This window comes from Salmonella sp. SAL04213 (assembly GCF_046550535.1).
Lineage (GTDB): Bacteria > Pseudomonadota > Gammaproteobacteria > Enterobacterales > Enterobacteriaceae > Salmonella > Salmonella enterica.
On record NZ_JBGDXS010000018.1, the window covers coordinates 1 to 26,152 of the forward strand.

The 26,152-nt window shown below is 50.7% G+C and carries 46 protein-coding genes and 1 pseudogene; 40 read left to right on the forward strand and 7 right to left on the reverse strand.

Annotated elements, in window-relative coordinates:
* From ACLJPQ_RS22120 to bfr, 3 genes are all read left to right on the forward strand, one after another.
* The coding region (locus ACLJPQ_RS22120; protein ID WP_000740160.1) for a hypothetical protein at nt 1-84 on the forward strand (84 nt) is incomplete at its 5' end.
* 184 nt (nt 85-268) lie between these two features.
* Entirely contained in the window at nt 269-463 is a 195-nt protein-coding gene (gene bfd / locus ACLJPQ_RS22125) for a bacterioferritin-associated ferredoxin (RefSeq protein WP_000289082.1), read from the forward strand.
* Between the two features lie 72 nt (nt 464-535).
* Complete coding sequence (bfr, locus tag ACLJPQ_RS22130) at nt 536-1,012, forward strand: bacterioferritin (RefSeq protein ID WP_000675530.1); 477 nt, start codon at nt 536-538, stop codon at nt 1,010-1,012.
* Here the strand turns inward: bfr and hopD are convergent.
* Complete coding sequence (gene hopD, locus ACLJPQ_RS22135; RefSeq protein ID WP_000495849.1) at nt 1,009-1,476, reverse strand: prepilin peptidase; 468 nt, start codon at nt 1,474-1,476, stop codon at nt 1,009-1,011. The two genes, bfr and hopD, sit on opposite strands and share 4 nt — an antisense overlap.
* Nucleotides 1,477-1,855: 379 nt before the next feature.
* On the opposite strand from hopD, the gene rpsJ reads away from it, so the two are divergent.
* The 31 genes and pseudogenes from rpsJ to ACLJPQ_RS22290 all read left to right on the forward strand — a co-directional run.
* Nucleotides 1,856-2,167, forward strand: a complete 312-nt coding sequence (gene rpsJ / locus ACLJPQ_RS22140; RefSeq protein WP_001181005.1) for a 30S ribosomal protein S10 — start codon at nt 1,856-1,858, stop codon at nt 2,165-2,167.
* A 32-nt stretch (nt 2,168-2,199) separates the two neighbouring features.
* Complete coding sequence (gene rplC / locus ACLJPQ_RS22145) at nt 2,200-2,829, forward strand: 50S ribosomal protein L3 (RefSeq protein WP_000579838.1); 630 nt, start codon at nt 2,200-2,202, stop codon at nt 2,827-2,829.
* A gap of 10 nt (nt 2,830-2,839) precedes the next feature.
* On the forward strand, nt 2,840-3,445 hold the full coding sequence (gene rplD, locus ACLJPQ_RS22150; protein ID WP_000424395.1) for a 50S ribosomal protein L4: 606 nt from the start codon (nt 2,840-2,842) through the stop codon (nt 3,443-3,445).
* Nucleotides 3,442-3,744, forward strand: coding sequence for a 50S ribosomal protein L23 (gene rplW / locus ACLJPQ_RS22155; protein WP_000617546.1), 303 nt, complete (start codon nt 3,442-3,444; stop codon nt 3,742-3,744). Before rplD ends, rplW begins: the two co-directional genes overlap by 4 nt.
* A 17-nt stretch (nt 3,745-3,761) precedes the next feature.
* The gene (rplB, locus tag ACLJPQ_RS22160) at nt 3,762-4,583 is read left to right on the forward strand and encodes a 50S ribosomal protein L2 (protein WP_000301869.1); all 822 of its coding nucleotides are present in this window, start codon (nt 3,762-3,764) and stop codon (nt 4,581-4,583) included.
* 16 nt (nt 4,584-4,599) lie between these two features.
* Nucleotides 4,600-4,878, forward strand: a complete 279-nt coding sequence (rpsS, locus tag ACLJPQ_RS22165) for a 30S ribosomal protein S19 (RefSeq protein WP_001138115.1) — start codon at nt 4,600-4,602, stop codon at nt 4,876-4,878.
* A gap of 14 nt (nt 4,879-4,892) precedes the next feature.
* Nucleotides 4,893-5,225, forward strand: coding sequence for a 50S ribosomal protein L22 (gene rplV / locus ACLJPQ_RS22170; protein WP_000447529.1), 333 nt, complete (start codon nt 4,893-4,895; stop codon nt 5,223-5,225).
* Nucleotides 5,226-5,242: 17 nt separating this feature from the next.
* Nucleotides 5,243-5,944: a 30S ribosomal protein S3 gene (rpsC, locus tag ACLJPQ_RS22175; RefSeq protein WP_000529945.1), complete on the forward strand. Its 702-nt coding sequence runs from the start codon at nt 5,243-5,245 to the stop codon at nt 5,942-5,944.
* 12 nt (nt 5,945-5,956) lie between these two features.
* Nucleotides 5,957-6,367, forward strand: a complete 411-nt coding sequence (gene rplP / locus ACLJPQ_RS22180; RefSeq protein WP_000941208.1) for a 50S ribosomal protein L16 — start codon at nt 5,957-5,959, stop codon at nt 6,365-6,367.
* Nucleotides 6,367-6,558 carry a 50S ribosomal protein L29 gene (rpmC, locus tag ACLJPQ_RS22185; protein ID WP_000644742.1) on the forward strand — a complete coding sequence of 64 codons (192 nt, stop codon included), beginning with the start codon at nt 6,367-6,369 and terminating at the stop codon, nt 6,556-6,558. Before rplP ends, rpmC begins: the two co-directional genes overlap by 1 nt.
* Nucleotides 6,558-6,812, forward strand: a complete 255-nt coding sequence (gene rpsQ, locus ACLJPQ_RS22190) for a 30S ribosomal protein S17 (protein ID WP_000130101.1) — start codon at nt 6,558-6,560, stop codon at nt 6,810-6,812. Before rpmC ends, rpsQ begins: the two co-directional genes overlap by 1 nt.
* A 163-nt stretch (nt 6,813-6,975) precedes the next feature.
* The gene (gene rplN / locus ACLJPQ_RS22195) at nt 6,976-7,347 is read left to right on the forward strand and encodes a 50S ribosomal protein L14 (protein ID WP_000613954.1); all 372 of its coding nucleotides are present in this window, start codon (nt 6,976-6,978) and stop codon (nt 7,345-7,347) included.
* A gap of 10 nt (nt 7,348-7,357) precedes the next feature.
* Nucleotides 7,358-7,672 (forward strand): 50S ribosomal protein L24, encoded by a 315-nt coding sequence (gene rplX / locus ACLJPQ_RS22200; RefSeq protein WP_000729185.1) that lies wholly within the window; start codon nt 7,358-7,360, stop codon nt 7,670-7,672.
* Between the two features lie 14 nt (nt 7,673-7,686).
* The gene (gene rplE / locus ACLJPQ_RS22205) at nt 7,687-8,226 is read left to right on the forward strand and encodes a 50S ribosomal protein L5 (protein WP_001096206.1); all 540 of its coding nucleotides are present in this window, start codon (nt 7,687-7,689) and stop codon (nt 8,224-8,226) included.
* 14 nt (nt 8,227-8,240) lie between these two features.
* The gene (gene rpsN / locus ACLJPQ_RS22210; RefSeq protein ID WP_001118932.1) at nt 8,241-8,546 is read left to right on the forward strand and encodes a 30S ribosomal protein S14; all 306 of its coding nucleotides are present in this window, start codon (nt 8,241-8,243) and stop codon (nt 8,544-8,546) included.
* A 33-nt stretch (nt 8,547-8,579) separates the two neighbouring features.
* Entirely contained in the window at nt 8,580-8,972 is a 393-nt protein-coding gene (rpsH, locus tag ACLJPQ_RS22215; RefSeq protein WP_000062611.1) for a 30S ribosomal protein S8, read from the forward strand.
* A 12-nt stretch (nt 8,973-8,984) separates the two neighbouring features.
* Complete coding sequence (rplF, locus tag ACLJPQ_RS22220; RefSeq protein WP_000091939.1) at nt 8,985-9,518, forward strand: 50S ribosomal protein L6; 534 nt, start codon at nt 8,985-8,987, stop codon at nt 9,516-9,518.
* A gap of 9 nt (nt 9,519-9,527) precedes the next feature.
* Complete coding sequence (gene rplR, locus ACLJPQ_RS22225) at nt 9,528-9,881, forward strand: 50S ribosomal protein L18 (RefSeq protein WP_000358956.1); 354 nt, start codon at nt 9,528-9,530, stop codon at nt 9,879-9,881.
* A 14-nt stretch (nt 9,882-9,895) separates the two neighbouring features.
* Complete coding sequence (gene rpsE, locus ACLJPQ_RS22230) at nt 9,896-10,399, forward strand: 30S ribosomal protein S5 (RefSeq protein WP_000940121.1); 504 nt, start codon at nt 9,896-9,898, stop codon at nt 10,397-10,399.
* A gap of 3 nt (nt 10,400-10,402) precedes the next feature.
* The gene (rpmD, locus tag ACLJPQ_RS22235; protein ID WP_001140434.1) at nt 10,403-10,582 is read left to right on the forward strand and encodes a 50S ribosomal protein L30; all 180 of its coding nucleotides are present in this window, start codon (nt 10,403-10,405) and stop codon (nt 10,580-10,582) included.
* Between the two features lie 3 nt (nt 10,583-10,585).
* On the forward strand, nt 10,586-11,020 hold the full coding sequence (gene rplO, locus ACLJPQ_RS22240) for a 50S ribosomal protein L15 (RefSeq protein WP_001238917.1): 435 nt from the start codon (nt 10,586-10,588) through the stop codon (nt 11,018-11,020).
* Between the two features lie 7 nt (nt 11,021-11,027).
* The gene (gene secY, locus ACLJPQ_RS22245; protein ID WP_001118864.1) at nt 11,028-12,359 is read left to right on the forward strand and encodes a preprotein translocase subunit SecY; all 1,332 of its coding nucleotides are present in this window, start codon (nt 11,028-11,030) and stop codon (nt 12,357-12,359) included.
* A 31-nt stretch (nt 12,360-12,390) separates the two neighbouring features.
* Complete coding sequence (rpmJ, locus tag ACLJPQ_RS22250) at nt 12,391-12,507, forward strand: 50S ribosomal protein L36 (RefSeq protein WP_000868187.1); 117 nt, start codon at nt 12,391-12,393, stop codon at nt 12,505-12,507.
* A gap of 146 nt (nt 12,508-12,653) precedes the next feature.
* Nucleotides 12,654-13,010: a 30S ribosomal protein S13 gene (gene rpsM / locus ACLJPQ_RS22255; protein ID WP_000090780.1), complete on the forward strand. Its 357-nt coding sequence runs from the start codon at nt 12,654-12,656 to the stop codon at nt 13,008-13,010.
* 16 nt (nt 13,011-13,026) lie between these two features.
* Nucleotides 13,027-13,416, forward strand: coding sequence for a 30S ribosomal protein S11 (rpsK, locus tag ACLJPQ_RS22260; protein WP_001029758.1), 390 nt, complete (start codon nt 13,027-13,029; stop codon nt 13,414-13,416).
* Nucleotides 13,417-13,449: 33 nt separating this feature from the next.
* The gene (gene rpsD / locus ACLJPQ_RS22265; RefSeq protein WP_000135226.1) at nt 13,450-14,070 is read left to right on the forward strand and encodes a 30S ribosomal protein S4; all 621 of its coding nucleotides are present in this window, start codon (nt 13,450-13,452) and stop codon (nt 14,068-14,070) included.
* 25 nt (nt 14,071-14,095) lie between these two features.
* Nucleotides 14,096-15,085 (forward strand): DNA-directed RNA polymerase subunit alpha, encoded by a 990-nt coding sequence (locus tag ACLJPQ_RS22270; RefSeq protein WP_001162094.1) that lies wholly within the window; start codon nt 14,096-14,098, stop codon nt 15,083-15,085.
* A gap of 40 nt (nt 15,086-15,125) precedes the next feature.
* Nucleotides 15,126-15,509, forward strand: coding sequence for a 50S ribosomal protein L17 (gene rplQ, locus ACLJPQ_RS22275; protein ID WP_001216370.1), 384 nt, complete (start codon nt 15,126-15,128; stop codon nt 15,507-15,509).
* A gap of 107 nt (nt 15,510-15,616) precedes the next feature.
* Nucleotides 15,617-15,985 (forward strand): DUF1992 domain-containing protein, encoded by a 369-nt coding sequence (locus tag ACLJPQ_RS22280; protein ID WP_000266515.1) that lies wholly within the window; start codon nt 15,617-15,619, stop codon nt 15,983-15,985.
* A gap of 10 nt (nt 15,986-15,995) precedes the next feature.
* Nucleotides 15,996-16,421, forward strand: coding sequence for a Zn(2+)-responsive transcriptional regulator (zntR, locus tag ACLJPQ_RS22285; RefSeq protein ID WP_000285585.1), 426 nt, complete (start codon nt 15,996-15,998; stop codon nt 16,419-16,421).
* A 57-nt stretch (nt 16,422-16,478) separates the two neighbouring features.
* Nucleotides 16,479-16,682, forward strand: a pseudogene (locus tag ACLJPQ_RS22290) (alternative ribosome-rescue factor A); the annotation flags it as partial.
* A gap of 1 nt (nt 16,683) precedes the next feature.
* On the opposite strand, the gene mscL reads toward ACLJPQ_RS22290, so the two are convergent.
* From mscL to def, 5 genes are all read right to left on the reverse strand, one after another.
* Nucleotides 16,684-17,097 carry a large-conductance mechanosensitive channel protein MscL gene (mscL, locus tag ACLJPQ_RS22295; RefSeq protein WP_000008119.1) on the reverse strand — a complete coding sequence of 138 codons (414 nt, stop codon included), beginning with the start codon at nt 17,095-17,097 and terminating at the stop codon, nt 16,684-16,686.
* 141 nt (nt 17,098-17,238) lie between these two features.
* Entirely contained in the window at nt 17,239-18,615 is a 1,377-nt protein-coding gene (gene trkA, locus ACLJPQ_RS22300; RefSeq protein ID WP_000691374.1) for a Trk system potassium transporter TrkA, read from the reverse strand.
* Nucleotides 18,616-18,636: 21 nt separating this feature from the next.
* Nucleotides 18,637-19,926 (reverse strand): 16S rRNA (cytosine(967)-C(5))-methyltransferase RsmB, encoded by a 1,290-nt coding sequence (rsmB, locus tag ACLJPQ_RS22305; protein ID WP_080185143.1) that lies wholly within the window; start codon nt 19,924-19,926, stop codon nt 18,637-18,639.
* A gap of 51 nt (nt 19,927-19,977) precedes the next feature.
* The gene (gene fmt / locus ACLJPQ_RS22310; RefSeq protein WP_080185144.1) at nt 19,978-20,925 is read right to left on the reverse strand and encodes a methionyl-tRNA formyltransferase; all 948 of its coding nucleotides are present in this window, start codon (nt 20,923-20,925) and stop codon (nt 19,978-19,980) included.
* Between the two features lie 15 nt (nt 20,926-20,940).
* Nucleotides 20,941-21,450 carry a peptide deformylase gene (gene def, locus ACLJPQ_RS22315; RefSeq protein ID WP_000114987.1) on the reverse strand — a complete coding sequence of 170 codons (510 nt, stop codon included), beginning with the start codon at nt 21,448-21,450 and terminating at the stop codon, nt 20,941-20,943.
* 131 nt (nt 21,451-21,581) lie between these two features.
* On the opposite strand from def, the gene dprA reads away from it, so the two are divergent.
* The 6 genes from dprA to ACLJPQ_RS22345 are packed head-to-tail and all read left to right on the forward strand — an operon-like array spanning nt 21,582 to nt 25,374.
* The gene (dprA, locus tag ACLJPQ_RS22320) at nt 21,582-22,706 is read left to right on the forward strand and encodes a DNA-protecting protein DprA (protein ID WP_000124529.1); all 1,125 of its coding nucleotides are present in this window, start codon (nt 21,582-21,584) and stop codon (nt 22,704-22,706) included.
* Complete coding sequence (smg, locus tag ACLJPQ_RS22325) at nt 22,678-23,151, forward strand: DUF494 family protein Smg (RefSeq protein ID WP_000460663.1); 474 nt, start codon at nt 22,678-22,680, stop codon at nt 23,149-23,151. The genes dprA and smg overlap by 29 nt, the downstream gene beginning before the upstream one ends.
* A gap of 26 nt (nt 23,152-23,177) precedes the next feature.
* A complete protein-coding gene (locus tag ACLJPQ_RS22330; RefSeq protein WP_001129708.1) occupies nt 23,178-23,720 on the forward strand; it encodes a type I DNA topoisomerase in 543 nt (180 codons plus the stop codon).
* A gap of 4 nt (nt 23,721-23,724) precedes the next feature.
* The gene (gene tsaC / locus ACLJPQ_RS22335; RefSeq protein ID WP_010835148.1) at nt 23,725-24,297 is read left to right on the forward strand and encodes an L-threonylcarbamoyladenylate synthase type 1 TsaC; all 573 of its coding nucleotides are present in this window, start codon (nt 23,725-23,727) and stop codon (nt 24,295-24,297) included.
* Between the two features lie 4 nt (nt 24,298-24,301).
* On the forward strand, nt 24,302-25,120 hold the full coding sequence (gene aroE, locus ACLJPQ_RS22340; protein WP_023994025.1) for a shikimate dehydrogenase: 819 nt from the start codon (nt 24,302-24,304) through the stop codon (nt 25,118-25,120).
* Nucleotides 25,117-25,374: a DUF1488 domain-containing protein gene (locus tag ACLJPQ_RS22345; protein WP_001070575.1), complete on the forward strand. Its 258-nt coding sequence runs from the start codon at nt 25,117-25,119 to the stop codon at nt 25,372-25,374. The genes aroE and ACLJPQ_RS22345 overlap by 4 nt, the downstream gene beginning before the upstream one ends.
* On the opposite strand, the gene ACLJPQ_RS22350 is transcribed toward ACLJPQ_RS22345, so the two are convergent.
* Complete coding sequence (locus ACLJPQ_RS22350) at nt 25,350-25,904, reverse strand: gamma carbonic anhydrase family protein (protein ID WP_001285635.1); 555 nt, start codon at nt 25,902-25,904, stop codon at nt 25,350-25,352. The genes ACLJPQ_RS22345 and ACLJPQ_RS22350 overlap by 25 nt on opposite strands.
* Nucleotides 25,905-26,152 lie beyond the last annotated feature (248 nt).

Sequence of the window (26,152 nt, forward strand, 5' to 3'; positions counted from 1 at the left end):
GCAATGGACGACGGTCTGCGTTTCGCAATCCGTGAAGGCGGCCGTACCGTTGGCGCGGGCGTTGTTGCTAAAGTTCTGGGCTAATTACTCGTTAATTAGTTTTGAATTGAAGAGGGCGCTTCGGCGCCCTTTTTGTTGCCTGCTATTTAGCCGCTGTTATATTTATTTGCCTTTTTTAACGCTTCTCCCGTGGCGTAAATCGCTTTGTGCTATTGTAATCATAACCATTCTCATTTACACTTTGTGCGGAAATTGAACGGGAGCAATCATGTACGTTTGTTTGTGTAATGGTATAAGCGATAAAAAAATCCGCCAGGCTGTACGACAATTTCATCCACAGTCATTTCAACAGTTGCGTAAATTTATTCCTGTGGGAAATCAATGTGGTAAGTGTATTCGCGCCGCGCGAGAAGTGATGCAGGATGAGTTAACGCAAATGCCGGAATTTAAAGAGATCGCCTGAGTCACACTCTTTTTTTTGACATCCCTGTAGCCCCATCTACGCTCTAGAGAGTGGAAGCGGAGGGACTATAAAATGAAAGGTGATGTTAAAATCATAAATTATCTCAATAAACTATTGGGAAATGAGCTTGTCGCAATTAATCAGTATTTTCTTCATGCCCGTATGTTCAAAAACTGGGGGCTGACCCGGCTTAATGATGTTGAGTACCATGAATCCATTGATGAGATGAAACACGCCGATAAGTATATTGAGCGTATTTTATTTCTGGAAGGCATACCGAACCTACAGGATCTGGGCAAGCTGGGCATCGGTGAAGATGTCGAAGAGATGCTACGATCGGATCTCCGGCTCGAACTGGAAGGCGCAAAAGATCTACGTGAGGCAATAGCCTATGCCGATAGCGTTCATGATTATGTCAGCCGGGATATGATGATTGAAATTCTTGCCGACGAGGAAGGCCACATCGACTGGCTGGAAACTGAGCTGGATTTGATTGCCAAACTTGGTATGCAAAATTATCTGCAATCACAAATTAAGGTTACCGATTAACCGTCTGGAAAGAAAACTTTCCAACCTGTTATGAAACCCGCCACCGCCAACCATGGCCCAAAAGGTAGCGGGTTTATTAATGCCGATTTACCTCTCACCAGTAGCGCGACGCCAAACCTGCCACAGGCCAACATGGCGGCAAGGAAAACCAGTAACGGCAGTGTTTCCCAACAATGCCACGCCCCTAAGGCAGCAAGGTACTTGACGTCGCCATATCCAAGCCCCTCTTTCTGATAACGCAGGCGATAGCCCCAGTAAATTAATGCGAATCCGCCATAGCCGGCGATAGCACCCCAAAGCGCATCCGGTAAACGCTCCGGCAGGCAAATCTGGTGATAAAGCAGACCACCCCACAGTAATGGACAGGTAAACCGGTCAGGCAGCAGACCGGTACGCGCGTCGTATATGCCAAGTAATAAAGAGAACGACGCATAAAAAATGAGAAAGGGGAGGGCAACAAACATAAGCAAATCCTCGTCAAGGCTTGTGCTCACCTTTATAGATTTATGCGACAGCGACAACGACGTATTGCCAGGTTTGCCTGATGCCTTCCAAAGAAAAGATACGCGTTGCCATCCTATGCGTACCATCTGGAATCGTGCTCGCATAAGAATAAAGCGCTTAATTTCTATCCGACACTTGCGTCAGGCTGAGATTTACGTATAATGCGCGGGCTTGTCGTAATTGACGGCAGGTTCGATTTGAACCTCGAATAGCCGATTTGGCTATTTAACAATGCTCCCAATCGGGGAGCTACGTAAGAACGGTTACACTCTCCCATCAATCGTAATGGGTGTGAGGAGTAATCATTTTCGTTTATAAAATAATTGGAGCTCTGGTCTCATGCAGAACCAAAGAATCCGTATCCGCCTGAAAGCGTTTGATCATCGTCTGATCGATCAATCAACCGCGGAAATCGTCGAGACTGCCAAGCGCACTGGTGCGCAGGTTCGCGGTCCGATCCCGCTGCCGACCCGCAAAGAGCGCTTTACCGTTCTGATCTCTCCGCACGTTAACAAAGATGCGCGCGATCAGTACGAAATTCGCACTCACAAGCGTCTGGTTGACATCGTTGAGCCAACCGAGAAAACCGTTGATGCTCTGATGCGTCTGGACCTGGCTGCCGGTGTAGACGTGCAGATCAGCCTGGGTTAATCAGGTCATCGAGCGATTGAGAGGTTGATACAATGATTGGTTTAGTCGGTAAAAAAGTGGGTATGACCCGCATCTTCACTGAAGATGGCGTCTCTATCCCAGTAACCGTAATCGAAGTTGAAGCAAACCGTGTTACTCAGGTTAAAGACCTGGCTAACGATGGCTACCGCGCTGTTCAGGTTACTACGGGTGCTAAAAAAGCTAACCGTGTCACCAAGCCGGAAGCGGGTCACTTTGCTAAAGCTGGCGTAGAAGCTGGCCGTGGTCTGTGGGAATTCCGTCTGGCTGAAGGCGAAGAATACACCGTAGGTCAGAGCATCAGCGTTGAACTGTTTGCTGACGTTAAAAAAGTTGACGTAACCGGTACCTCTAAAGGTAAAGGTTTCGCTGGTACCGTTAAGCGCTGGAACTTCCGTACCCAGGACGCTACTCACGGTAACTCCTTGTCTCACCGCGTTCCGGGTTCTATCGGTCAGAACCAGACTCCGGGCAAAGTGTTCAAAGGCAAGAAAATGGCAGGTCAGATGGGTAATGAGCGCGTAACCGTTCAGAGCCTTGACGTAGTACGCGTTGACGCTGAGCGCAACCTGCTGCTGGTTAAGGGTGGTGTTCCGGGTGCAACCGGTTGCGACCTGATCGTTAAACCAGCTGTGAAGGCGTAAGGGGATAGCAATGGAATTAGTATTGAAAGACGCGCAGAGCGCGCTGACTGTTTCCGAAACTACCTTCGGTCGTGATTTCAACGAAGCGCTGGTTCACCAGGTTGTTGTTGCTTATGCAGCTGGTGCTCGTCAGGGTACTCGTGCTCAGAAGACTCGTGCTGAAGTAACTGGTTCCGGTAAAAAACCGTGGCGCCAGAAAGGCACTGGCCGTGCGCGTTCAGGTTCTATCAAGAGCCCGATCTGGCGTTCCGGTGGCGTGACCTTCGCTGCTCGTCCGCAGGACCACAGTCAAAAAGTTAATAAGAAGATGTACCGCGGCGCGCTGAAAAGCATCCTGTCCGAACTGGTACGTCAGGATCGTCTGATCGTTGTCGAGAAGTTCTCTGTAGAAGCGCCGAAAACTAAGCTGCTGGCACAGAAACTGAAAGACATGGCTCTGGAAGATGTGCTGATCATCACCGGTGAGCTGGACGAGAACCTGTTCCTGGCCGCACGTAACCTGCACAAGGTTGACGTACGCGATGCGACTGGTATCGACCCGGTTAGCCTGATCGCCTTCGACAAAGTCGTAATGACTGCTGATGCTGTTAAGCAAGTTGAGGAGATGCTGGCATGATTCGTGAAGAACGTCTGCTGAAGGTGCTGCGCGCACCGCACGTTTCTGAAAAAGCGTCTACTGCGATGGAAAAAACTAACACCATCGTTCTCAAAGTTGCTAAAGACGCGACCAAAGCAGAAATCAAAGCTGCTGTGCAGAAACTGTTTGAAGTCGAAGTCGAAGTCGTTAACACCCTGGTCGTTAAAGGGAAAGTTAAACGTCACGGACAGCGTATCGGTCGTCGTAGCGACTGGAAAAAAGCTTACGTCACCCTGAAAGAAGGCCAGAATCTGGACTTCGTCGGCGGCGCTGAGTAAGTCGGAGGAGTAATACAATGGCAGTTGTTAAATGTAAACCGACATCTCCGGGTCGTCGCCACGTCGTTAAAGTGGTCAACCCAGAGCTGCACAAGGGCAAACCTTTTGCTCCGCTGGTTGAAAAAAACAGCAAATCCGGTGGTCGTAACAACAATGGCCGTATCACCACTCGTCATATCGGTGGTGGTCACAAACAGGCTTATCGTATTGTTGACTTCAAACGCAACAAAGACGGTATCCCGGCAGTTGTTGAACGTCTTGAGTACGATCCGAACCGTTCCGCGAACATCGCGCTGGTTCTGTACAAAGACGGCGAACGCCGTTACATCCTGGCCCCGAAAGGCCTGAAAGCTGGCGACCAGATTCAGTCTGGCGTTGATGCTGCAATCAAAGCAGGCAACACCCTGCCGATGCGCAATATCCCGGTTGGTTCTACCGTTCATAACGTAGAAATGAAACCAGGTAAAGGCGGTCAGCTGGCACGTTCCGCTGGTACTTACGTTCAGATCGTTGCTCGCGATGGCGCTTATGTCACCCTGCGTCTGCGTTCTGGTGAAATGCGTAAAGTCGAAGCAGACTGCCGTGCAACCCTGGGCGAAGTTGGCAATGCTGAGCATATGCTGCGCGTTCTGGGTAAAGCAGGTGCTGCACGCTGGCGTGGCGTTCGTCCTACCGTTCGCGGTACTGCGATGAACCCAGTAGACCACCCACATGGTGGTGGTGAAGGTCGTAACTTTGGTAAGCACCCGGTAACTCCGTGGGGCGTTCAGACCAAAGGTAAGAAGACCCGCAGCAACAAGCGTACTGATAAATTCATCGTACGTCGCCGTAGCAAATAATTTTAGAGGATAAGCCATGCCACGTTCTCTCAAGAAAGGTCCTTTTATTGACCTGCACTTGCTGAAGAAGGTAGAGAAAGCGGTGGAAAGCGGAGACAAGAAGCCCCTGCGCACCTGGTCCCGTCGTTCAACGATCTTTCCTAACATGATCGGTTTGACCATCGCTGTCCATAATGGTCGTCAGCACGTTCCGGTATTTGTTTCCGACGAAATGGTCGGTCACAAACTGGGTGAATTCGCACCGACTCGTACTTATCGCGGCCACGCTGCTGATAAAAAAGCGAAGAAGAAATAAGGTAGGAGGAAGAGATGGAAACTATCGCTAAACATCGCCATGCTCGTTCTTCTGCTCAGAAGGTTCGCCTTGTTGCTGACCTGATTCGCGGTAAGAAAGTGTCGCAGGCTCTGGATATTCTGACCTACACCAACAAGAAAGCGGCTGTACTGGTCAAGAAAGTTCTGGAATCTGCCATTGCTAACGCTGAACACAACGATGGCGCTGACATTGACGATCTGAAAGTTACGAAAATTTTCGTAGACGAAGGCCCGAGCATGAAGCGCATTATGCCGCGTGCAAAAGGTCGTGCAGATCGCATCCTGAAGCGCACCAGCCACATCACTGTGGTTGTGTCCGATCGCTGAGACTCTGGAGACTAGCAATGGGTCAGAAAGTACATCCTAATGGTATTCGCCTGGGTATTGTAAAACCATGGAACTCTACCTGGTTTGCGAACACCAAAGAATTCGCTGACAACCTGGACAGCGATTTTAAAGTACGTCAGTACCTGACGAAGGAACTGGCTAAAGCGTCTGTATCTCGTATCGTTATCGAGCGTCCGGCTAAGAGCATCCGTGTGACTATTCACACCGCTCGCCCGGGTATCGTTATCGGTAAAAAAGGTGAAGACGTAGAAAAACTGCGTAAGGTCGTAGCGGATATCGCTGGCGTTCCTGCACAGATCAACATCGCCGAAGTTCGTAAACCTGAACTGGACGCTAAACTGGTTGCTGACAGCATCACTTCTCAGCTGGAACGTCGCGTTATGTTCCGTCGTGCGATGAAGCGTGCTGTACAGAACGCCATGCGTCTGGGCGCTAAAGGTATCAAAGTTGAAGTTAGCGGCCGTCTGGGCGGCGCGGAAATCGCACGTACCGAATGGTACCGCGAAGGTCGCGTACCGCTGCACACTCTGCGTGCTGACATCGACTACAACACCTCTGAAGCGCACACCACTTATGGTGTAATCGGCGTTAAAGTGTGGATCTTCAAAGGCGAGATCCTGGGTGGTATGGCTGCTGTTGAACAACCGGAAAAACCGGCTGCTCAACCGAAAAAGCAGCAGCGTAAAGGCCGTAAATAAGGAGCGTCGCTGATGTTACAACCAAAGCGTACAAAATTCCGTAAAATGCACAAAGGCCGCAACCGTGGTCTGGCTGCAGGCGCGGATGTTAGCTTCGGCAGCTTCGGCCTGAAAGCTGTTGGCCGTGGTCGTCTGACTGCCCGTCAGATCGAAGCAGCACGTCGTGCTATGACCCGTGCAGTTAAGCGTCAAGGTAAGATCTGGATCCGTGTATTCCCGGACAAACCGATCACTGAAAAGCCGCTGGCAGTGCGTATGGGTAAAGGTAAAGGTAACGTGGAGTATTGGGTTGCCTTGATTCAGCCGGGTAAAGTCCTGTATGAAATGGACGGCGTACCGGAAGAGCTGGCCCGTGAAGCATTCAAGCTGGCAGCAGCGAAACTGCCGATTAAAACCACCTTTGTAACTAAGACGGTGATGTAATGAAAGCAAAAGAGCTGCGTGAGAAGAGCGTTGAAGAGCTGAACACCGAGCTACTGAACCTGCTGCGTGAGCAGTTCAACCTGCGTATGCAGGCTGCAAGTGGCCAGCTGCAACAGTCTCACCTGTTGAAGCAAGTGCGTCGTGATGTCGCACGCGTTAAGACTTTACTGACTGAGAAGGCGGGTGCGTAATGACCGATAAAATCCGTACTCTGCAAGGTCGCGTGGTTAGCGACAAAATGGAGAAATCCATTGTTGTTGCTATCGAACGTTTTGTGAAACACCCGATCTACGGTAAATTCATCAAGCGTACGACCAAAATGCACGTACATGACGAGAACAACGAATGCGGTATCGGCGACGTGGTTGAAATCCGCGAATGCCGTCCGCTGTCCAAGACCAAATCCTGGACTCTGGTTCGCGTTGTAGAGAAAGCGGTTCTGTAATACAGTACGCATTCTCAACGAATAAACGGCTCAGCGATGGGCCGTTTATTTTTTCTACCCATATCTGATTTGCGGTGTTATAATGCCGCGCCCTCGATATGGGGTTTTTTTAACGACCTGATTTTCGGGTCTCAGTAGTAGTTGACATTAGCGGAGCACTAAAATGATCCAAGAACAGACTATGCTGAACGTCGCCGACAACTCCGGTGCACGTCGCGTAATGTGTATCAAGGTTCTGGGTGGCTCGCACCGTCGCTACGCAGGCGTAGGCGACATCATTAAGATCACCATCAAAGAAGCGATTCCGCGTGGTAAGGTCAAAAAAGGTGATGTGCTGAAGGCGGTAGTGGTGCGCACCAAGAAGGGTGTTCGTCGCCCGGACGGTTCTGTCATTCGCTTCGATGGTAATGCATGCGTTATTTTAAACAATAACAGCGAGCAGCCTATCGGTACGCGTATTTTTGGGCCGGTAACTCGTGAACTTCGTAACGAGAAGTTCATGAAAATTATCTCTCTGGCACCAGAAGTACTCTAAGGAGCGAATCATGGCAGCGAAAATCCGTCGTGATGACGAAGTTATCGTGTTAACCGGTAAAGATAAAGGTAAACGCGGTAAAGTTAAGAATGTCCTGTCTTCCGGCAAGGTCATTGTTGAAGGTATCAACCTGGTTAAGAAACACCAGAAGCCGGTTCCGGCTCTGAACCAACCGGGCGGCATCGTTGAAAAAGAAGCTGCAATTCAGGTTTCTAACGTTGCAATCTTCAATGCGGCAACCGGCAAGGCTGACCGTGTAGGCTTTAGATTCGAAGACGGCAAAAAAGTCCGTTTCTTCAAGTCTAACAGCGAAACTATCAAGTAATTTGGAGTAGTACGATGGCGAAACTGCATGATTACTACAAAGACGAAGTAGTTAACAAACTCATGACTGAGTTTAACTACAATTCTGTCATGCAAGTCCCTCGGGTCGAGAAGATCACCCTGAACATGGGTGTTGGTGAAGCGATCGCTGACAAGAAACTGCTGGATAACGCAGCAGCAGACCTGACAGCAATCTCCGGTCAAAAACCGTTGATCACCAAAGCACGCAAATCTGTTGCAGGCTTCAAAATCCGTCAGGGCTATCCGATCGGCTGTAAAGTAACTCTGCGTGGCGAACGCATGTGGGAGTTCTTTGAGCGCCTGATCACTATTGCTGTTCCTCGTATCCGTGACTTCCGTGGCTTGTCCGCTAAGTCATTCGACGGTCGTGGTAACTACAGCATGGGTGTCCGTGAGCAGATCATCTTCCCAGAAATCGACTACGATAAAGTCGACCGCGTTCGTGGTTTGGATATTACCATTACCACTACTGCGAAATCTGACGAAGAAGGCCGTGCTCTGCTGGCTGCCTTTGACTTCCCGTTCCGCAAGTAAGGTAGGGTTACTAAATGGCTAAGCAATCAATGAAAGCACGCGAAGTAAAACGCGTAGCTTTAGCTGATAAATACTTCGCGAAACGCGCTGAACTGAAAGCGATCATCTCTGATGTGAACGCAACCGACGAAGATCGTTGGAATGCGGTTCTTAAGCTGCAGACTCTGCCGCGTGATTCCAGCCCGTCACGTCAGCGTAACCGCTGCCGTCAAACTGGTCGTCCGCACGCTTTCCTGCGGAAGTTCGGGTTGAGCCGTATTAAGGTCCGTGAAGCCGCTATGCGCGGTGAAATTCCGGGTCTGAAAAAGGCTAGCTGGTAATTGTCACCAATTGAATCACGGGAGTAAAGACAGATGAGCATGCAAGATCCGATCGCGGATATGCTGACCCGTATCCGTAACGGTCAGGCCGCGAACAAAGCTGCGGTCACCATGCCTTCCTCCAAGCTGAAAGTGGCAATTGCCAACGTGCTGAAGGAAGAAGGTTTTATTGAAGATTTTAAAGTTGAAGGCGACACCAAGCCGGAACTGGAACTGACTCTTAAGTATTTCCAGGGTAAAGCTGTTGTAGAAAGCATTCAGCGTGTCAGCCGCCCAGGCCTGCGCATCTACAAACGTAAAGATGAGCTGCCGAAAGTTATGGCCGGTCTGGGTATCGCAGTTGTTTCTACCTCTAAAGGTGTTATGACTGATCGTGCAGCGCGCCAGGCTGGTCTTGGTGGCGAAATTATCTGCTACGTAGCCTAATCGGAGGAAAAAATGTCTCGTGTTGCTAAAGCACCGGTCGTTGTTCCTGCCGGCGTTGATGTCAAAATCAACGGTCAGGTTATTACGATCAAAGGTAAAAACGGCGAGCTGACTCGTACTCTCAACGATGCTGTTGAAGTTAAACATGCAGATAATGCACTGACCTTCGGTCCGCGTGATGGTTACGCAGACGGTTGGGCACAGGCTGGTACCGCGCGTGCCCTGCTGAACTCAATGGTTATCGGTGTTACCGAAGGCTTCACTAAGAAGCTGCAGCTGGTTGGTGTAGGTTATCGTGCAGCGGTTAAAGGGAATGTAGTAAACCTGTCTTTAGGTTTCTCTCACCCGGTTGACCATCAGCTGCCGGCAGGTATCACTGCTGAATGTCCGACTCAAACTGAAATCGTGCTGAAAGGCGCTGATAAGCAGGTGATCGGCCAGGTTGCAGCAGATCTGCGCGCCTACCGTCGTCCTGAGCCTTACAAAGGCAAGGGTGTTCGTTACGCCGACGAAGTCGTGCGTACCAAAGAGGCTAAGAAGAAGTAAGGTAACACTATGGATAAGAAATCTGCTCGTATCCGTCGTGCGACCCGCGCACGCCGCAAGCTCAAAGAGCTGGGCGCAACTCGCCTGGTGGTACATCGTACCCCGCGTCATATTTACGCACAGGTAATTGCACCGAACGGTTCTGAAGTTCTGGTAGCTGCTTCTACTGTAGAAAAAGCTATCGCTGAACAACTGAAGTACACCGGTAACAAAGACGCGGCTGCAGCTGTGGGTAAAGCTGTCGCTGAACGCGCTCTGGAAAAAGGCATCAAAGATGTGTCCTTTGACCGTTCCGGGTTCCAATATCATGGTCGTGTCCAGGCACTGGCAGATGCTGCCCGTGAAGCTGGCCTTCAGTTCTAAGGTAGAGGTGTAAGATGGCTCACATCGAAAAACAAGCTGGCGAACTGCAGGAAAAGCTGATCGCGGTAAACCGCGTATCTAAAACCGTTAAAGGTGGTCGTATTTTCTCCTTCACAGCTCTGACTGTAGTAGGCGATGGTAACGGTCGCGTAGGTTTTGGTTACGGTAAAGCGCGTGAAGTTCCAGCAGCGATCCAGAAAGCGATGGAAAAAGCCCGTCGCAATATGATTAACGTCGCGCTGAACAACGGCACCCTGCAGCACCCGGTTAAAGGTGTTCACACGGGGTCTCGTGTATTCATGCAGCCAGCTTCCGAAGGTACCGGTATCATCGCCGGTGGTGCAATGCGCGCCGTTCTGGAAGTTGCTGGGGTTCATAACGTTCTGGCTAAAGCATACGGTTCCACCAACCCGATCAACGTGGTTCGTGCAACTATTGATGGCCTGGAAAATATGAATTCTCCAGAAATGGTCGCTGCCAAGCGTGGTAAATCCGTTGAAGAAATTCTGGGGAAATAAACCATGGCAAAGACTATTAAAATTACTCAAACCCGCAGTGCAATCGGTCGTCTGCCGAAACACAAGGCAACGCTGCTTGGCCTGGGTCTGCGTCGTATTGGCCACACCGTAGAGCGCGAGGATACTCCTGCTGTTCGTGGTATGGTCAACGCGGTTTCCTTCATGGTTAAAGTTGAGGAGTAAGAGATGCGTTTAAATACTCTGTCTCCGGCCGAAGGCTCCAAAAAGGCGGGTAAACGCCTGGGTCGTGGTATCGGTTCTGGCCTCGGTAAAACCGGTGGTCGTGGTCACAAAGGTCAGAAGTCTCGTTCTGGCGGTGGCGTACGTCGCGGTTTCGAGGGTGGTCAGATGCCTCTGTACCGTCGTCTGCCGAAATTCGGCTTCACTTCTCGCAAAGCAGCGATTACAGCCGAAGTTCGTCTGTCTGACCTGGCGAAAGTAGAAGGCGGCGTTGTAGACCTGAACACGCTGAAAGCGGCAAACATTATCGGTATTCAGATCGAGTTCGCGAAAGTGATCCTGGCTGGCGAAGTCACTACTCCGGTAACTGTTCGTGGCCTGCGTGTTACTAAAGGCGCTCGTGCTGCTATCGAAGCTGCTGGCGGTAAAATCGAGGAATAAGTAGCAGATGGCTAAACAACCGGGATTAGATTTTCAAAGTGCCAAAGGTGGCTTAGGTGAGCTGAAACGCAGACTGCTGTTTGTTATCGGCGCGCTGATTGTGTTCCGTATTGGCTCTTTTATTCCGATCCCTGGTATTGATGCCGCTGTACTTGCCAAACTGCTTGAGCAACAGCGAGGCACCATCATTGAAATGTTTAACATGTTCTCTGGTGGTGCTCTCAGCCGTGCTTCTATCTTTGCCCTGGGGATCATGCCGTATATTTCGGCATCGATCATTATCCAGCTGTTGACGGTGGTTCATCCAACGCTGGCAGAAATTAAGAAAGAAGGGGAGTCTGGTCGTCGTAAGATCAGCCAGTACACCCGTTACGGTACTCTGGTGCTGGCGATATTCCAGTCGATCGGTATTGCTACCGGTTTGCCGAATATGCCTGGTATGCAGGGCCTGGTGATGAATCCAGGCTTTGCATTCTATTTCACCGCTGTTGTAAGTCTGGTTACAGGGACGATGTTCCTGATGTGGCTCGGCGAACAGATTACTGAGCGCGGTATCGGTAACGGTATCTCAATCATCATCTTCGCTGGTATCGTTGCGGGACTCCCGCCAGCCATTGCCCATACTATCGAGCAAGCGCGTCAAGGCGACCTGCACTTCCTCGTGTTGCTGTTGGTTGCAGTATTAGTATTTGCAGTGACGTTCTTTGTAGTATTCGTTGAACGTGGTCAACGCCGTATTGTGGTAAACTACGCCAAACGTCAGCAAGGTCGTCGTGTCTATGCTGCACAGAGCACACATTTACCGCTGAAAGTGAATATGGCGGGGGTAATCCCGGCAATCTTCGCTTCCAGTATTATTCTGTTCCCGGCGACCATCGCGTCATGGTTCGGGGGCGGTACTGGTTGGAACTGGCTGACAACAATTTCGCTGTATTTGCAGCCTGGGCAACCGCTTTATGTGTTACTCTATGCGTCTGCAATCATCTTCTTCTGTTTCTTCTACACGGCGTTGGTTTTCAACCCGCGTGAAACAGCAGATAACCTGAAGAAGTCCGGTGCATTTGTACCAGGAATTCGTCCGGGAGAGCAAACGGCGAAGTATATCGATAAAGTAATGACCCGCCTGACCCTGGTTGGTGCGCTGTATATTACCTTTATCTGCCTGATCCCGGAGTTCATGCGTGATGCAATGAAAGTGCCGTTCTACTTCGGTGGGACCTCACTGCTTATCGTTGTTGTCGTGATTATGGACTTTATGGCTCAAGTGCAAACTCTGATGATGTCCAGTCAGTATGAGTCTGCATTGAAGAAGGCGAACCTGAAAGGCTACGGCCGTTAATTGGTCGCCTGAGAAGTTACGGAGAGTAAAAATGAAAGTTCGTGCTTCCGTCAAGAAATTATGCCGTAACTGCAAAATCGTTAAGCGTGATGGTGTCATCCGTGTGATTTGCAGTGCCGAGCCGAAGCATAAACAGCGCCAAGGCTGATTTTTTCGCATATTTTTCTTGCAAAGTTGGGTTGAGCTGGCTAGATTAGCCAGCCAATCTTTTGTATGTCTGTACGTTTCCATTTGAGTATCCTGAAAACGGGCTTTTCAGCATGGTACGTACATATTAAATAGTAGGAGTGCATAGTGGCCCGTATAGCAGGCATTAACATTCCTGATCAGAAACACGCCGTGATCGCGTTAACTTCGATCTACGGTGTCGGCAAGACCCGTTCTAAAGCCATCCTGGCTGCAGCGGGTATCGCTGAAAATGTTAAGATCAGTGAGCTGTCTGAAGAACAAATCGACACGCTGCGTGACGAAGTTGCCAAATTTGTCGTTGAAGGTGATCTGCGCCGTGAAATCAGCATGAGCATCAAGCGCCTGATGGATCTTGGTTGCTATCGCGGTTTGCGTCATCGTCGTGGTCTCCCGGTTCGCGGTCAGCGTACCAAGACCAACGCTCGTACCCGTAAGGGTCCGCGCAAACCGATCAAGAAATAATCGGGGTGATTGAATAATGGCAAAGGCACCAGTTCGCGCACGTAAACGTGTAAGAAAACAAGTCTCTGACGGCGTGGCTCATATCCATGCTTCTTTCAACAACACCATCGTGACTATTACCGATCGTCAGGGTAATGCGCTGGGTTGGGCAACAGCCGGTGGTTCCGGTTTCCGTGGTTCTCGCAAATCCACTCCGTTTGCAGCTCAGGTTGCAGCAGAGCGTTGCGCTGACGCCGTGAAAGAATACGGTATCAAGAATCTGGAAGTTATGGTTAAAGGTCCGGGTCCAGGCCGCGAATCTACTATTCGTGCTCTGAACGCCGCTGGTTTCCGCATCACTAATATTACTGATGTGACTCCGATCCCTCATAACGGTTGTCGTCCGCCGAAAAAACGTCGCGTATAACGCTTCGTTTTCCAGGTTAGTTGGAGAAAGAAAATGGCAAGATATTTGGGTCCTAAGCTCAAGCTGAGCCGTCGTGAGGGCACCGACTTATTCCTTAAGTCTGGCGTTCGCGCGATCGATACCAAGTGTAAAATTGAACAAGCTCCTGGCCAGCACGGTGCGCGTAAGCCGCGTCTGTCTGACTATGGTGTGCAGTTGCGTGAAAAGCAAAAAGTTCGCCGCATTTACGGTGTGCTGGAGCGTCAGTTCCGTAACTACTACAAAGAAGCAGCACGTCTGAAAGGCAACACCGGTGAAAACCTGTTGGCTCTGCTGGAAGGTCGTCTGGACAACGTTGTATACCGTATGGGCTTCGGCGCCACTCGTGCGGAAGCACGTCAGCTGGTTAGCCATAAAGCAATTATGGTAAACGGTCGTGTTGTTAACATCGCTTCTTATCAGGTTAGTCCGAATGACGTTGTTAGCATTCGTGAGAAAGCGAAGAAGCAGTCTCGCGTGAAAGCCGCTCTGGAGCTGGCTGAGCAGCGTGAAAAGCCAACCTGGCTGGAAGTTGATGCTGGCAAGATGGAAGGTACGTACAAGCGTAAGCCTGAGCGTTCTGATCTGTCTGCGGACATTAACGAACACCTGATCGTCGAGCTTTACTCCAAGTAAAGCTTAGTACCAAAGAGAGGACACAATGCAGGGTTCTGTGACAGAGTTTCTAAAACCGCGCCTGGTAGATATCGAGCAAGTGAGTTCGACGCACGCCAAGGTGACCCTTGAGCCTTTAGAGCGTGGCTTCGGCCATACTCTGGGTAACGCACTGCGCCGTATTCTGCTCTCATCGATGCCGGGTTGCGCGGTGACCGAGGTTGAGATTGATGGTGTACTACATGAGTACAGCACCAAAGAAGGCGTTCAGGAAGACATCCTGGAAATCCTGCTCAACCTGAAAGGGCTGGCGGTGAGAGTTCAGGGTAAAGATGAAGTTATTCTTACCTTGAATAAATCTGGCATTGGCCCTGTGACTGCAGCCGATATCACCCATGATGGGGATGTCGAAATCGTCAAGCCGCAGCACGTGATCTGCCACCTGACCGATGAAAACGCGTCTATTAGTATGCGTATCAAAGTTCAGCGCGGTCGTGGTTATGTGCCGGCTTCTACCCGAATTCATTCGGAAGAAGATGAGCGCCCAATCGGCCGTCTGCTGGTCGACGCCTGCTACAGCCCTGTAGAGCGTATTGCCTACAATGTTGAAGCAGCGCGTGTAGAACAGCGTACCGACCTGGACAAGCTGGTCATCGAAATGGAAACCAACGGCACAATCGATCCTGAAGAGGCGATTCGTCGTGCGGCAACCATCCTGGCTGAACAACTGGAAGCTTTCGTTGATTTACGTGATGTACGTCAACCGGAAGTGAAAGAAGAGAAACCAGAATTCGATCCGATCCTGCTGCGCCCTGTTGACGATCTGGAATTGACTGTCCGCTCTGCTAACTGCCTCAAGGCAGAAGCTATCCACTATATCGGTGATCTGGTACAGCGTACCGAGGTTGAGCTTCTTAAGACGCCTAACCTGGGTAAAAAATCTCTTACCGAGATTAAAGACGTGCTGGCTTCCCGTGGACTGTCTCTGGGTATGCGCCTGGAAAACTGGCCACCGGCAAGCATCGCTGACGAGTAACCGGATCACAGGTTAAGGTTTTACTGAGAAGGATAAGGTCATGCGCCATCGTAAGAGTGGTCGTCAACTGAACCGCAACAGCAGCCATCGCCAGGCTATGTTCCGCAACATGGCAGGTTCACTGGTTCGTCATGAAATCATCAAGACGACCCTGCCTAAAGCGAAAGAGCTGCGTCGCGTAGTTGAGCCGCTGATTACTCTTGCCAAGACTGATAGCGTTGCTAATCGTCGTCTGGCATTCGCCCGTACTCGTGATAACGAGATCGTGGCAAAACTGTTTAACGAGCTGGGCCCGCGTTTCGCGAGCCGCGCCGGTGGTTACACTCGCATTCTGAAGTGTGGCTTCCGTGCAGGCGACAACGCGCCGATGGCATACATCGAGCTGGTTGATCGTTCAGAGAAAACAGAAGCTGCTGCAGAGTAATCTGTAGTAACGTAAAAAAACCCGCTTCGGCGGGTTTTTTTATACCCTCCTGAACCCCACATATCTACAATAATTGTATTCTTTTCGTTCAATCCCTGGAGCGACGTATGTGGTTACTTGACCAGTGGGCAGAGCGTCATATTATCGAGGCACAGCGTAAAGGCGAGTTTGATAATCTGCCTGGCCGCGGCGAGCCGCTTATTCTGGATGATGATTCTCATGTGCCGGCGGAACTTCGTGCGGGTTATCGCTTACTCAAGAATGCGGGCTGTCTTCCCCCTGAACTGGAGCAGCGCAGAGATGCTATTCAGTTACTTGATATCCTCAACAGTATCCGGGAAGATGACCCTCGATACCATCAGGTTAGTCGCCAGCTCTCGCTGCTTGAACTAAAACTTCGGCAGGCTGGGTTGAGTACCGACTTTTTACACGGTGAGTATGCAGAAAAACTGCTGCATAAAATCAACGATAATTAACGGAGCTTGTATGTATCGCATTGGTGAGCTGGCAAAGCTGGCAGACGTAACGCCTGATACCATTCGCTACTATGAAAAACAGCAGATGATGGATCATGAGGTACGTACTGAAGGCGGATTTCGTCTGTATACTGAAAACGATCTGCAGCGTCTCAAGTTTATCCGTTATGCGCGGCAGTTGGGTTTCACGCTCGACTCGATCCGCGAACTTTTATCGATCCGAATTGATCCTGAGCACCATACCTGCCAGGAGTCAAAAAGTATTGTGCAAGAGCGATTGCAGGAGGTTGAAGCCAGGATTGCGGAACTGCAAACGATGCAGCGTTCGTTACAAAGGCTTAATGATGCTTGTTGTGGAACGGCCCACAGTAGCGTCTATTGTTCCATTCTGGAAGCCCTGGAGCAGGGGGCCAGTGGGGCGAAATCAGGATGTTGATTTATTGAACCGGCGGGGCTACACTCGCGCCGTTAATTTATACAATCGGGAGACATTATGAGTCGTTATCAACATAAGAAAGGGCAGATAAAGGACAATGCCATTGAGGCATTGTTACACGATCCCCTTTTCAGGCAACGCGTTGAAAAAAATAAGAAAGGCAAAGGAAGCTATCTGCGCAAAGGTAAACACGGTAATCGAGGGAACTGGGAGGCCAGTGGCAAGAAAGTAAGTGACTTTTTTACCACTGGCCTTCTGCTTATTAAGAACGGTTATTTTGTTCTTTCAGCAGATCGCGGATTTCGCCCAATAACACTTCCTCTTTAGAAGGCGCTGGCGGAGCTGCCGGCTCTTCTGCTTTTTTACGGTTGAGTCTGTTGATAAGCTTAATGGCAACAAAGATAGCAAAGGCCACAATCACAAAATCAAATACGTTCTGGATAAACACGCCGTAATGCATGACGACCGCCGGAATATCTCCCTGCGCTTCGCGTAACGTAAAAGCAAATTGTTTAAAGTCGATCCCGCCGATTAACAATCCCAACGGCGGCATAATGATATCGGCAACCAGTGAAGAAACAATCTTACCGAATGCCGCGCCAATAATGACACCCACTGCCAAATCCACAACATTCCCGCGCATCGCGAATTCGCGAAATTCTTTAATAAAACTCATTTTTATTCTCCCTATGCAGCTGACGTTATAAGTTTAACAAATGCTAAGGCATTTTCCATTTACGGCTTCTGTTTAGCGAAATAAATTAAACCTTGATAAATAAAGGGAATTAAAAAGGGCGCTGAATGAGCGCCCCTTAAATTAGAGGAAGAAAGGACTTGGCTGGAACAGACGTTCGACGTCGGTAATAAACTTTTTATCGGTCAAAAACATAATGACGTGATCGCCTTGTTCAATGCGCAAATTGTCATTAGCAATCATGACATCATTACCACGAACGACCGCGCCAATAATGGTGCCTGGCGGCAGTTTTATTTCGTCAATGACGCGGCCAACCACGCGGGAAGTGCTTTCATCACCGTGCGCGACGGCTTCGATGGCTTCGGCAACCCCGCGACGTAGTGAGGAAACGCCGACGATATCCGCTTTACGCACATGGCTCAGTAATGCAGAGATGGTGGCCTGCTGCGGAGAAATCGCAATATCTATAACGCTACCCTGCACAAGATCGACATAAGCTCGACGCTGAATCAGCACCATCACTTTTTTGGCGCCCATCCGCTTGGCCAACATCGCGGACATGATATTGGCTTCATCATCGTTAGTGACCGCGATAAAGAGATCGACCTGATCAATATGCTCCTCCGCCAGCAATTCCTGATCGGAAGCGTCGCCAAAAAAGACGATCGTGTTTTGCAGTTTCTCAGCCAATTCTGCGGCGCGTTGTTGATCGCGTTCGATCAATTTAACGCTATAGTCTTTTTCCAGACGCCTTGCCAGCCCGGCGCCGATATTGCCGCCGCCCACCAGCATGATGCGCTTGTAGGGTTTTTCCAGACGCTGTAATTCGCTCATTACTGCACGGATATGCTGTGAAGCCGCAATAAAGAAGACTTCATCCCCTGCTTCCACGATAGTCGAGCCCTGAGGGCGGATTGGTCTGTCATGGCGGAAAATTGCGGCAACGCGGGTATCGATATGCGGCATATGCTCTCGCATTGTCGAGAGCGCGTTACCTATTAGTGGACCGCCATAGTAGGCTTTAACTACTGCCAGACTGACTTTCCCTTCGGCAAAGTTTACAACCTGTAATGCTCCCGGATACTCGATCAGGCGATAAATATTATCGATAACCAACTGCTCCGGCGCGATCAGATGATCAATCGGAACCGCTTCAGAATGAAAGAGTTTATCCGCATCGCGAACATAGTCCGGGGAGCGAATGCGGGCGATACGGTTTGGAGTGTTGAAGAGTGAATAGGCTACCTGACAGGCAACCATATTAGTTTCATCTGAACTGGTGACAGCGACCAGCATATCCGCATCGTCAGCGCCCGCTTCGCGCAACACGCGGGGATGCGAACCATGCCCCTGAACTACGCGTAGATCGAACTTATCTTGCAAACTGCGTAACCGTTCGCCGTTGGTATCAACCACCGTGATGTCGTTGTTTTCGCCGACCAGGTTTTCCGCCAGTGTTCCGCCAACTTGCCCTGCGCCCAGTATGATAATTTTCATCAGTCGTGGCCCGTTATCTCATCACTTCTTGATTAGCTTAGCGTAAAAGAACCCATCACCTTCTTCGCCGCCCGGCAGATTTTGCTGTCCTGGCTGATCAGGTGTTCCCGTTTCGCTGAGCGCGGCATCGGGAGTGCGTTGCAAAAAGGTTTTGATCTGATCGCGGTTTTCTTCCGGCAGTACGGAACAGGTGGCGTAAACCAGCGTCCCGCCAGGCTTCAGGCGCGGCCAGACGGCATCAAGAATTTCCGCCTGTAATTGCGCCAGTTCCGCGATATCGCGATCGCGACGCAGCCATTTGATATCTGGATGACGGCGAATGACGCCGGTTGCGGAGCAGGGCGCATCCAGCAGAATACGGTCAAACTGCTGCTCGCCGCACCATTGGGCGGGATAACGTCCATCCCCTTGTTTAACTGTCGCTTTCATCCCAAGACGCTTTAGGTTGTCGTAAACGCGGGAGAGTCGTTGTTCATCAATATCAACCGCCAACACGTCTGCTTCGGGGGCCACTTCGAGAATATGCGTGGTTTTACCGCCGGGCGCGGCGCACAAGTCTAAAATGTGCTCACCGTTCTGAGGAGCGAGAAAAACCGCACATCCCTGCGCAGAGGCATCCTGGACAGTTACCCAACCCTCAGCAAAACCGGGTAAAGCATGTACCGGAGCTGGCGTTTCCAGACGTACAGCGTCGGGATAATCGGGATGGGGATATCCCTTCATGCCTGCGTCTTCAAGTAAGCCAAGCCAACCGTCGCGGGTGTGGTGTGTACGATTTACACGTAGCCACATCGGTGGACGCTGGTTATTCGCTTCAATAATGTGTTGCCACTGTGTGGGGTAAGCATTTTGCAAACGCTTTACCAGCCAACCTGGATGTAAAAAGCGCGCATCGCTGGTCGCAAACTCATTAAGCAACGTTTCCTGCTGGCGCTGAAACTGGCGCAGGACGCCGTTAATTAACCCTTTCAACTGCGGACGTTTGATGGAGACCGCGCCTTCAACGGTTTCAGCCAGCGCCGCATGGGGAGGAACGCGGGTGTACAGCAACTGATAAAAGCCGACCATAATTAAGTAATGCACTGTACGCTGCTTGCCGGTCATTGGACGAGACATCAGCTTATTGATCAGCCATTCCAGCTGTGAAAGGGTGCGCAGGACGCCAAAGCACAGCTCCTGAAGTAGCGCTTTGTCTTTATCGGCGACTTTTTGTTGCAGCGGCGGGAGCACATTACTTAATGATTGTCCCTGCTCGACGACATGTTCAACGGCCTGTGCCGCCAGACTACGTAAATTGTTTTGTTTTTTCATATGTATAAAATAAAAATGCCCGGTAACACCGGGCTTATAAAGACGTGACCGTCAGGCAAGACGGTTACCAGGAATAAACCATTCCTGGCGTGAATTTAACAGATCCTGGGCGCTCATCGCTTTTTTGCCGGCAGGCTGAAGCGAAAGCAAATTTAATATCCCCTTGCCTGTTGCAACCTGAATGCCCTGTTTCGTCGCGGCCAGAATGGTTCCCGGCAGCGACTGCGTGGCGTCCTCAATGACGGACGCCTGCCAGACTTTTACCGGCTGGCCGTCGATTTCCAGCCAGCTCATTGGCCACGGATTAAAGGCGCGAATGCAACGCTCCAGCTGTGCTGCGGAGAGAGACCAGTCGATACGCGCTTCTTCTTTACTGAGCTTTTCCGCATGAGTGACCAGCGCTTCATTCTGCGCTTCAGGCGCCGCTGTGCCGTCCGCCAGTTGTTTTAGTGTGGTAATTAACCCCTGCGGGCCAAGTTCAGCCAACTTATTATACAGTGAGCCACTGGTATCTTCTGCGGTAATCGGGCACGCAAGTTTATACAGCATGTCGCCGGTATCCAGCCCTACATCCATCTGCATAATTGTGATGCCGGTTTCCGCATCGCCTGCCCAGAGTGAGCGCTGAATAGGCGCCGCGCCGCGCCAGCGTGGAAGCAGCGAACCGTGAACGTTGATACATCCGAGACGGGGCATATCCAGCACTGCCTTTGGGAGAATCAGACCATATGCTACGACAACCATGACGTCGGCATGTAAGTCAGCAACCAGATGCTGGTTTTCCTGAGGACGAAGCGACACGGGCTGGAAAACGGGCAGGCCTTTTTCTTCCGCCAGCACTTTTACCGGGCTGGGCATCAACTTTTTGCCGCGACCTGCTGGACGATCGGGTTGGGTAAATACGCCGACAACGTTATGTCCAGAAGTTAACAGCGCGTCGAGATGACGCGCTGCAAAGTCAGGTGTACCCGCAAAAATAATACGTAGTGAATCTGACACGTTGGTTCTTGTCCTTTAAGCCCGGGCGTTCAGGCGGTCGAGTTTTTCTACTTTCTGACGAATACGTTGTTGCTTCAGCGGCGACAAATAATCGATAAACAGTTTACCGACCAGATGATCCATCTCATGCTGAATGCAGATTGCCAGCAAACCATCCGCTTCAAGCTCAAATGGGTTGCCGTCGCGATCCAGCGCGCGGATTTTCACTTTCTCGGCGCGCGGCACTAAAGCACGCTGTTCCGGAATCGACAGACAGCCTTCTTCTATACCCGTTTCGCCACTTTTCTCCAGCAATTCCGGGTTAATGAGTACCAGGCGCTCGTCGCGGTTTTCCGAAACGTCAATCACGATGATCCGCTGGTGGATATCGACCTGCGTTGCGGCCAGACCGATACCTTCTTCCGCGTACATCGTTTCGAACATATCATCGACGATACGCTGAATTTCTGCATTCACTTCTTCAACCGGCTTTGCGACTTTGCGAAGGCGCTCGTCCGGAATATGTAACACTTGCAAAACTGACATAATTATCCAGAGTTGTGTTCAGGAGTTGAAAAGATTATTACCTCTATTCTAGACAAATCCCCACCTGATTGACAGCATCAGTGACCAATCGCAAAGATTGTTCAGACTGCTTGTGGCAGGGGAGGGAAAGGATGGCCCGTACCGAAATTTGGTTACGTTTAATGTACGTCGGCGACCTTTATGGCGAGGCGATGTTGAACATGGCGAATTCGCTTATTCGCCAGCCTCAGATAAATCGCACGCACCTTCAGGAAGCTGGTCTTACCGCGCGGCAAGCTGAACGTTTTTTACAGCTTCCAGCAGGTGTGCTTGATGAGACATTACGCTGGCTTGAACTACCGCAGCACCATTTTCTGTGTGCGGATAGTGAAATTTATCCTCCCCAGCTGCGTGCTATTGACGATTATCCCGGCGCTATTTTTATTGACGGCGATCCTGCCTGTCTGCATACCTGCCAACTTGCCGTCGTAGGAAGCCGGAGCCACTCCTGGTATGGAGAACGCTGGGGACGTCTGCTTTGCGAAAGCCTTGCGAAAAGCGGTTTGACGATCACCAGTGGCCTTGCCCGGGGAATTGATGGCGTAGCACACAACGCCGCGGTGAGTATGGGGGGAAAAAGTGTAGCGGTGTTAGGGAATGGCTTGGCAAAGATTTATCCTCGCCGACATGCCATGCTGGCTGAAAACTTGATTGCCACCGGCGGCGCAGTGGTCTCAGAATTTCCGCTTTCAACGCCTCCGCTACCGCAACATTTTCCTCGCAGAAACCGTATCATCAGCGGACTGAGCAAAGGCGTGCTGGTGATTGAGGCGGCGTTGCGCAGCGGTTCGTTGGTGACGGCGCGCTGCGCGCTTGAACAGGGGCGGGACGTTTTTGCATTACCAGGTCCTATCGGTAGTCCGGGAAGCGAAGGCACGCACTGGTTAATTAAACAAGGGGCCACGCTTGTGACGACGCCGGAGGATATTCTGGAAAATTTGCAATACGGCTTACACTGGTTGCCAACTACGGCGGAAAATTCACTTTATTCACTAAATCAGGATGAGGCGGCATTGCCATTTCCTGAGCTCCTGGCTAACGTAGGAGATGAGGTAACACCTGTTGACGTCGTCGCTGAACGTGCCGGCCAACCTGTGCCAGCGGTAGTGGCTCAGCTACTCGAACTGGAGTTAGCAGGATGGATCGCAGCTGTACCCGGCGGCTATGTCCGATTAAGGAGGGCAAGCCATGTTCGACGTACTAATGTATTTGTTTGAAACATACATCCATAACGAAGCCGAGCTGCGCGTGGATCAGGACAGACTGGAGCGTGATCTCACCGACGCTGGGTTTGATCGCGAAGACATCTACAATGCGCTGCTGTGGCTGGAAAAACTCGCTGACTATCAGGATGGCCTCGCGGAACCCATGCAACTTGCTTCCGACCCTCTTTCAATGCGCATTTATACGGTTGAAGAGTGTGAAAGGCTTGATGCCAGTTGCCGGGGGTTCCTGTTATTCCTTGAGCAGATTCAGGTGCTAAACCTCGAAACACGAGAAATGGTGATTGAGCGTGTGCTGGCGCTGGATACCGCAGAGTTTGACCTGGAAGACTTGAAATGGGTTATTTTGATGGTGTTATTCAACATTCCGGGCTGTGAAAACGCCTATCAGCAAATGGAAGAATTACTCTTTGAGGTAAATGAAGGTATGCTGCATTGATAGGTGTTAATGCTGCATGAGTGAATATGGCTAAATCAGCACTGTTTTCGGTGCGTAAAAATGAGCCCTGCCCGCAGTGCGGGGCCGAACTGGTAATTCGTTCCGGGAAACATGGTCCGTTTCTCGGCTGTTCTCGCTATCCGGAATGCGATTATGTTCGTCCGCTGAAAAGTCAGGCGGACGGGCATATCGTTAAAATTCTGGAGGGGCAACTGTGTCCTGAGTGTGGCGCCGTACTGGTGCTGCGTCAGGGGCGCTTTGGCATGTTCATCGGATGCAGTCAGTATCCGCAATGTGAACATACAGTGGTTATTGATAAACCGGATGAAACGGCGATTGCCTGTCCAGCCTGCCAGCAAGGACATTTGGTCCAGCGCCGTTCTCGTTACGGTAAAATCTTTCATTCCTGCGATCGCTACCCGGAATGTCAGTTCGTCATTAACTTCACACCGGTTGCGGGGGAATGCCCCGAGTGCCATTATCCGCTACTCATCGAAAAGAAAACCGCGCAGGGCGTGAAGCGCTTTTGCGCCAGTAAACAATGTGGAAAGCCGGTTCCGGTGGAATAAACAAGTGAATAATAACCTGCCAACAGGATCTATCGCCGCAGCGGTAGATCTCCTGAATAAAGAAAATGTCATCGCTTATCCAACAGAAGCCGTTTTCGGCGTCGGCTGCGATCCCGATAGTGAAACAGCCGTTACGCGCCTGCTGGCGTTAAAACAACGGCCCGTCGATAAGGGACTCATTTTGATTGCCGCCAGCTTTGAGCAGTTAAAACCTTATATTGATGACAGCATACTTACCGTCGCACAGCGTAAAGCGGTATTTGATTGCTGGCCCGGGCCGGTAACGTTTGTTTTTCCTGCGCCCGCGACAACGCCGCGGTGGCTCACGGGACGTTTTGATTCCCTGGCCGTTCGTGTTACCAACCACCCGCTGGTGGTCGCGCTATGCAATGCGTATGGCAAACCGCTGGTTTCCACCAGCGCCAATCTGAGCGGATTACCGCCATGTCGTACCGTTGAAGAGGTGCGTGCGCAATTTGGCGATGATTTTCCGGTGGTTGAAGGCGCAACGGGTGGGCGTTTAAATCCTTCAGAAATTCGCGATGCTCTGACGGGCGAACTGTTTCGACAGGGGTAACATGATGGAAACCTATGCTGTTTTTGGAAATCCGATTGCGCACAGCAAATCGCCATTTATTCATCAGCAATTTGCTCAGCAGCTAGATATTGTTCATCCCTATGGTCGCGTGCTGGCCCCTATTAATAATTTCATTAATACGCTTGATGCCTTTTTCGCGGCAGGGGGAAAAGGCGCAAACATCACAGTACCTTTTAAAGAGGAGGCGTTTGCGCGATCGGATGAGTTAACGGAACGAGCATCGCTGGCGGGAGCAGTCAATACATTAAAACGGCTGGAAGATGGTCGTTTGCTTGGCGACAATACTGACGGTATCGGTTTATTAAGCGATCTCAAACGTTTAAATTTTATCCGCCCAGGATGGCGTATTTTGCTGATTGGCGCGGGCGGCGCATCCCGGGGCGTGCTGTTACCTCTGCTTTCTTTGGATTGCGCGGTCACTATCACCAACCGTACAGCTTCACGTGCCGAAGCGTTGGCGAAAATCTTTGCTCATACCGGCAGCATTCATGCCATGGATATGGACAAGCTGGATGGTTGTGAGTTTGACCTGATTATTAATGCGACCTCCAGCGGCATACGGGGCGAAATCCCGGCGATACCAGCGTCACTTATTCACCCTTCCCTCTGTTGCTATGACATGTTCTATCAAAAAGGGAATACGCCATTTCTCTCCTGGTGTGTACAACAGGGCGCGAAACGTTACGCAGATGGGCTGGGAATGCTGGTGGGGCAGGCTGCACATGCCGTTTTGCTTTGGCACGGTGTATTACCGCAGGTCGAGCCAGTAATTAAGCTGCTACAGCAGGAATTATTAGCGTGAACCAGGCCATACAATTTCCTGACCGCGAAGAATGGGATACTGCCGCCAGCGCTGTCATCTTTCCCGCCCTGGTTAATGGGATGCAACTCACGTGTGCAATAAAAAAAGATGTACTGGCGTATCGCTTTGGTGGAGAAACAGCGGAGCAATGGCTGGCCATTTTTCGTGAGTATCGCTGGGACCTGGAAGAAGAGGCTGAAGCATTAATCCTGGCCCAGCAGGAAGACGATCACGGTTGGATATGGTTATCCTGAGAAAGATAGTCGTCTTTCCATTTTACATAGTTATTGGCGGAGTACTGCAGGCCCGATCTCTCAGCATCGCTCAGGGGGCGGATCTGTTTTACCGGACTGCCAAGATATAAATAGCCACTTTCTAGCCGTTTGTGCTGCGGCACCAGGCTTCCCGCACCAATCATTACGTCATCTTCTATTATCGCGCCATCCAGCACAATGGAGCCCATACCGACCAGTACGCGGTTACCGATGGTACAGCCGTGCAGCATAACTTTATGGCCAACGGTAACATCTTCGCCAATGATTAATGGGTTGCCGTGTGGATTGGATGGAGACTTGTGGGTTACGTGAAGAACGCTGCCATCCTGAATGTTCGTACGAGCCCCTATCGCAACGTAATTCACATCGCCGCGAATTACCACAAGCGGCCAGATCCCGACATCATCCGCCAGACGGACATCGCCAATAACCACGCTGCTGGTATCGATCATCACGCGCTGACCGATTTCAGGAAAAAGATCCTTATAAGGACGTAATGTGTCAGACATGTCTACCTCATCATAAATGAATAGTCATGAAGACTTTGGTTGCTTTAACGGCGTTGTGCAAGGGGAGATAGCATCAAAAAATCGCCACTTTGCGCAGGAATGGAGCGAAAGGGATGAAAAATCAACAAACAGAAAAAAAGATCCAAAAAACGCTTGTGCAAAAAAATGGGATCCCTATAATGCGCCTCCATCGACACGGCGGATGTGAATCACTTCACACAAACAGCCGGTCGGTTGAAGAGAAAAAT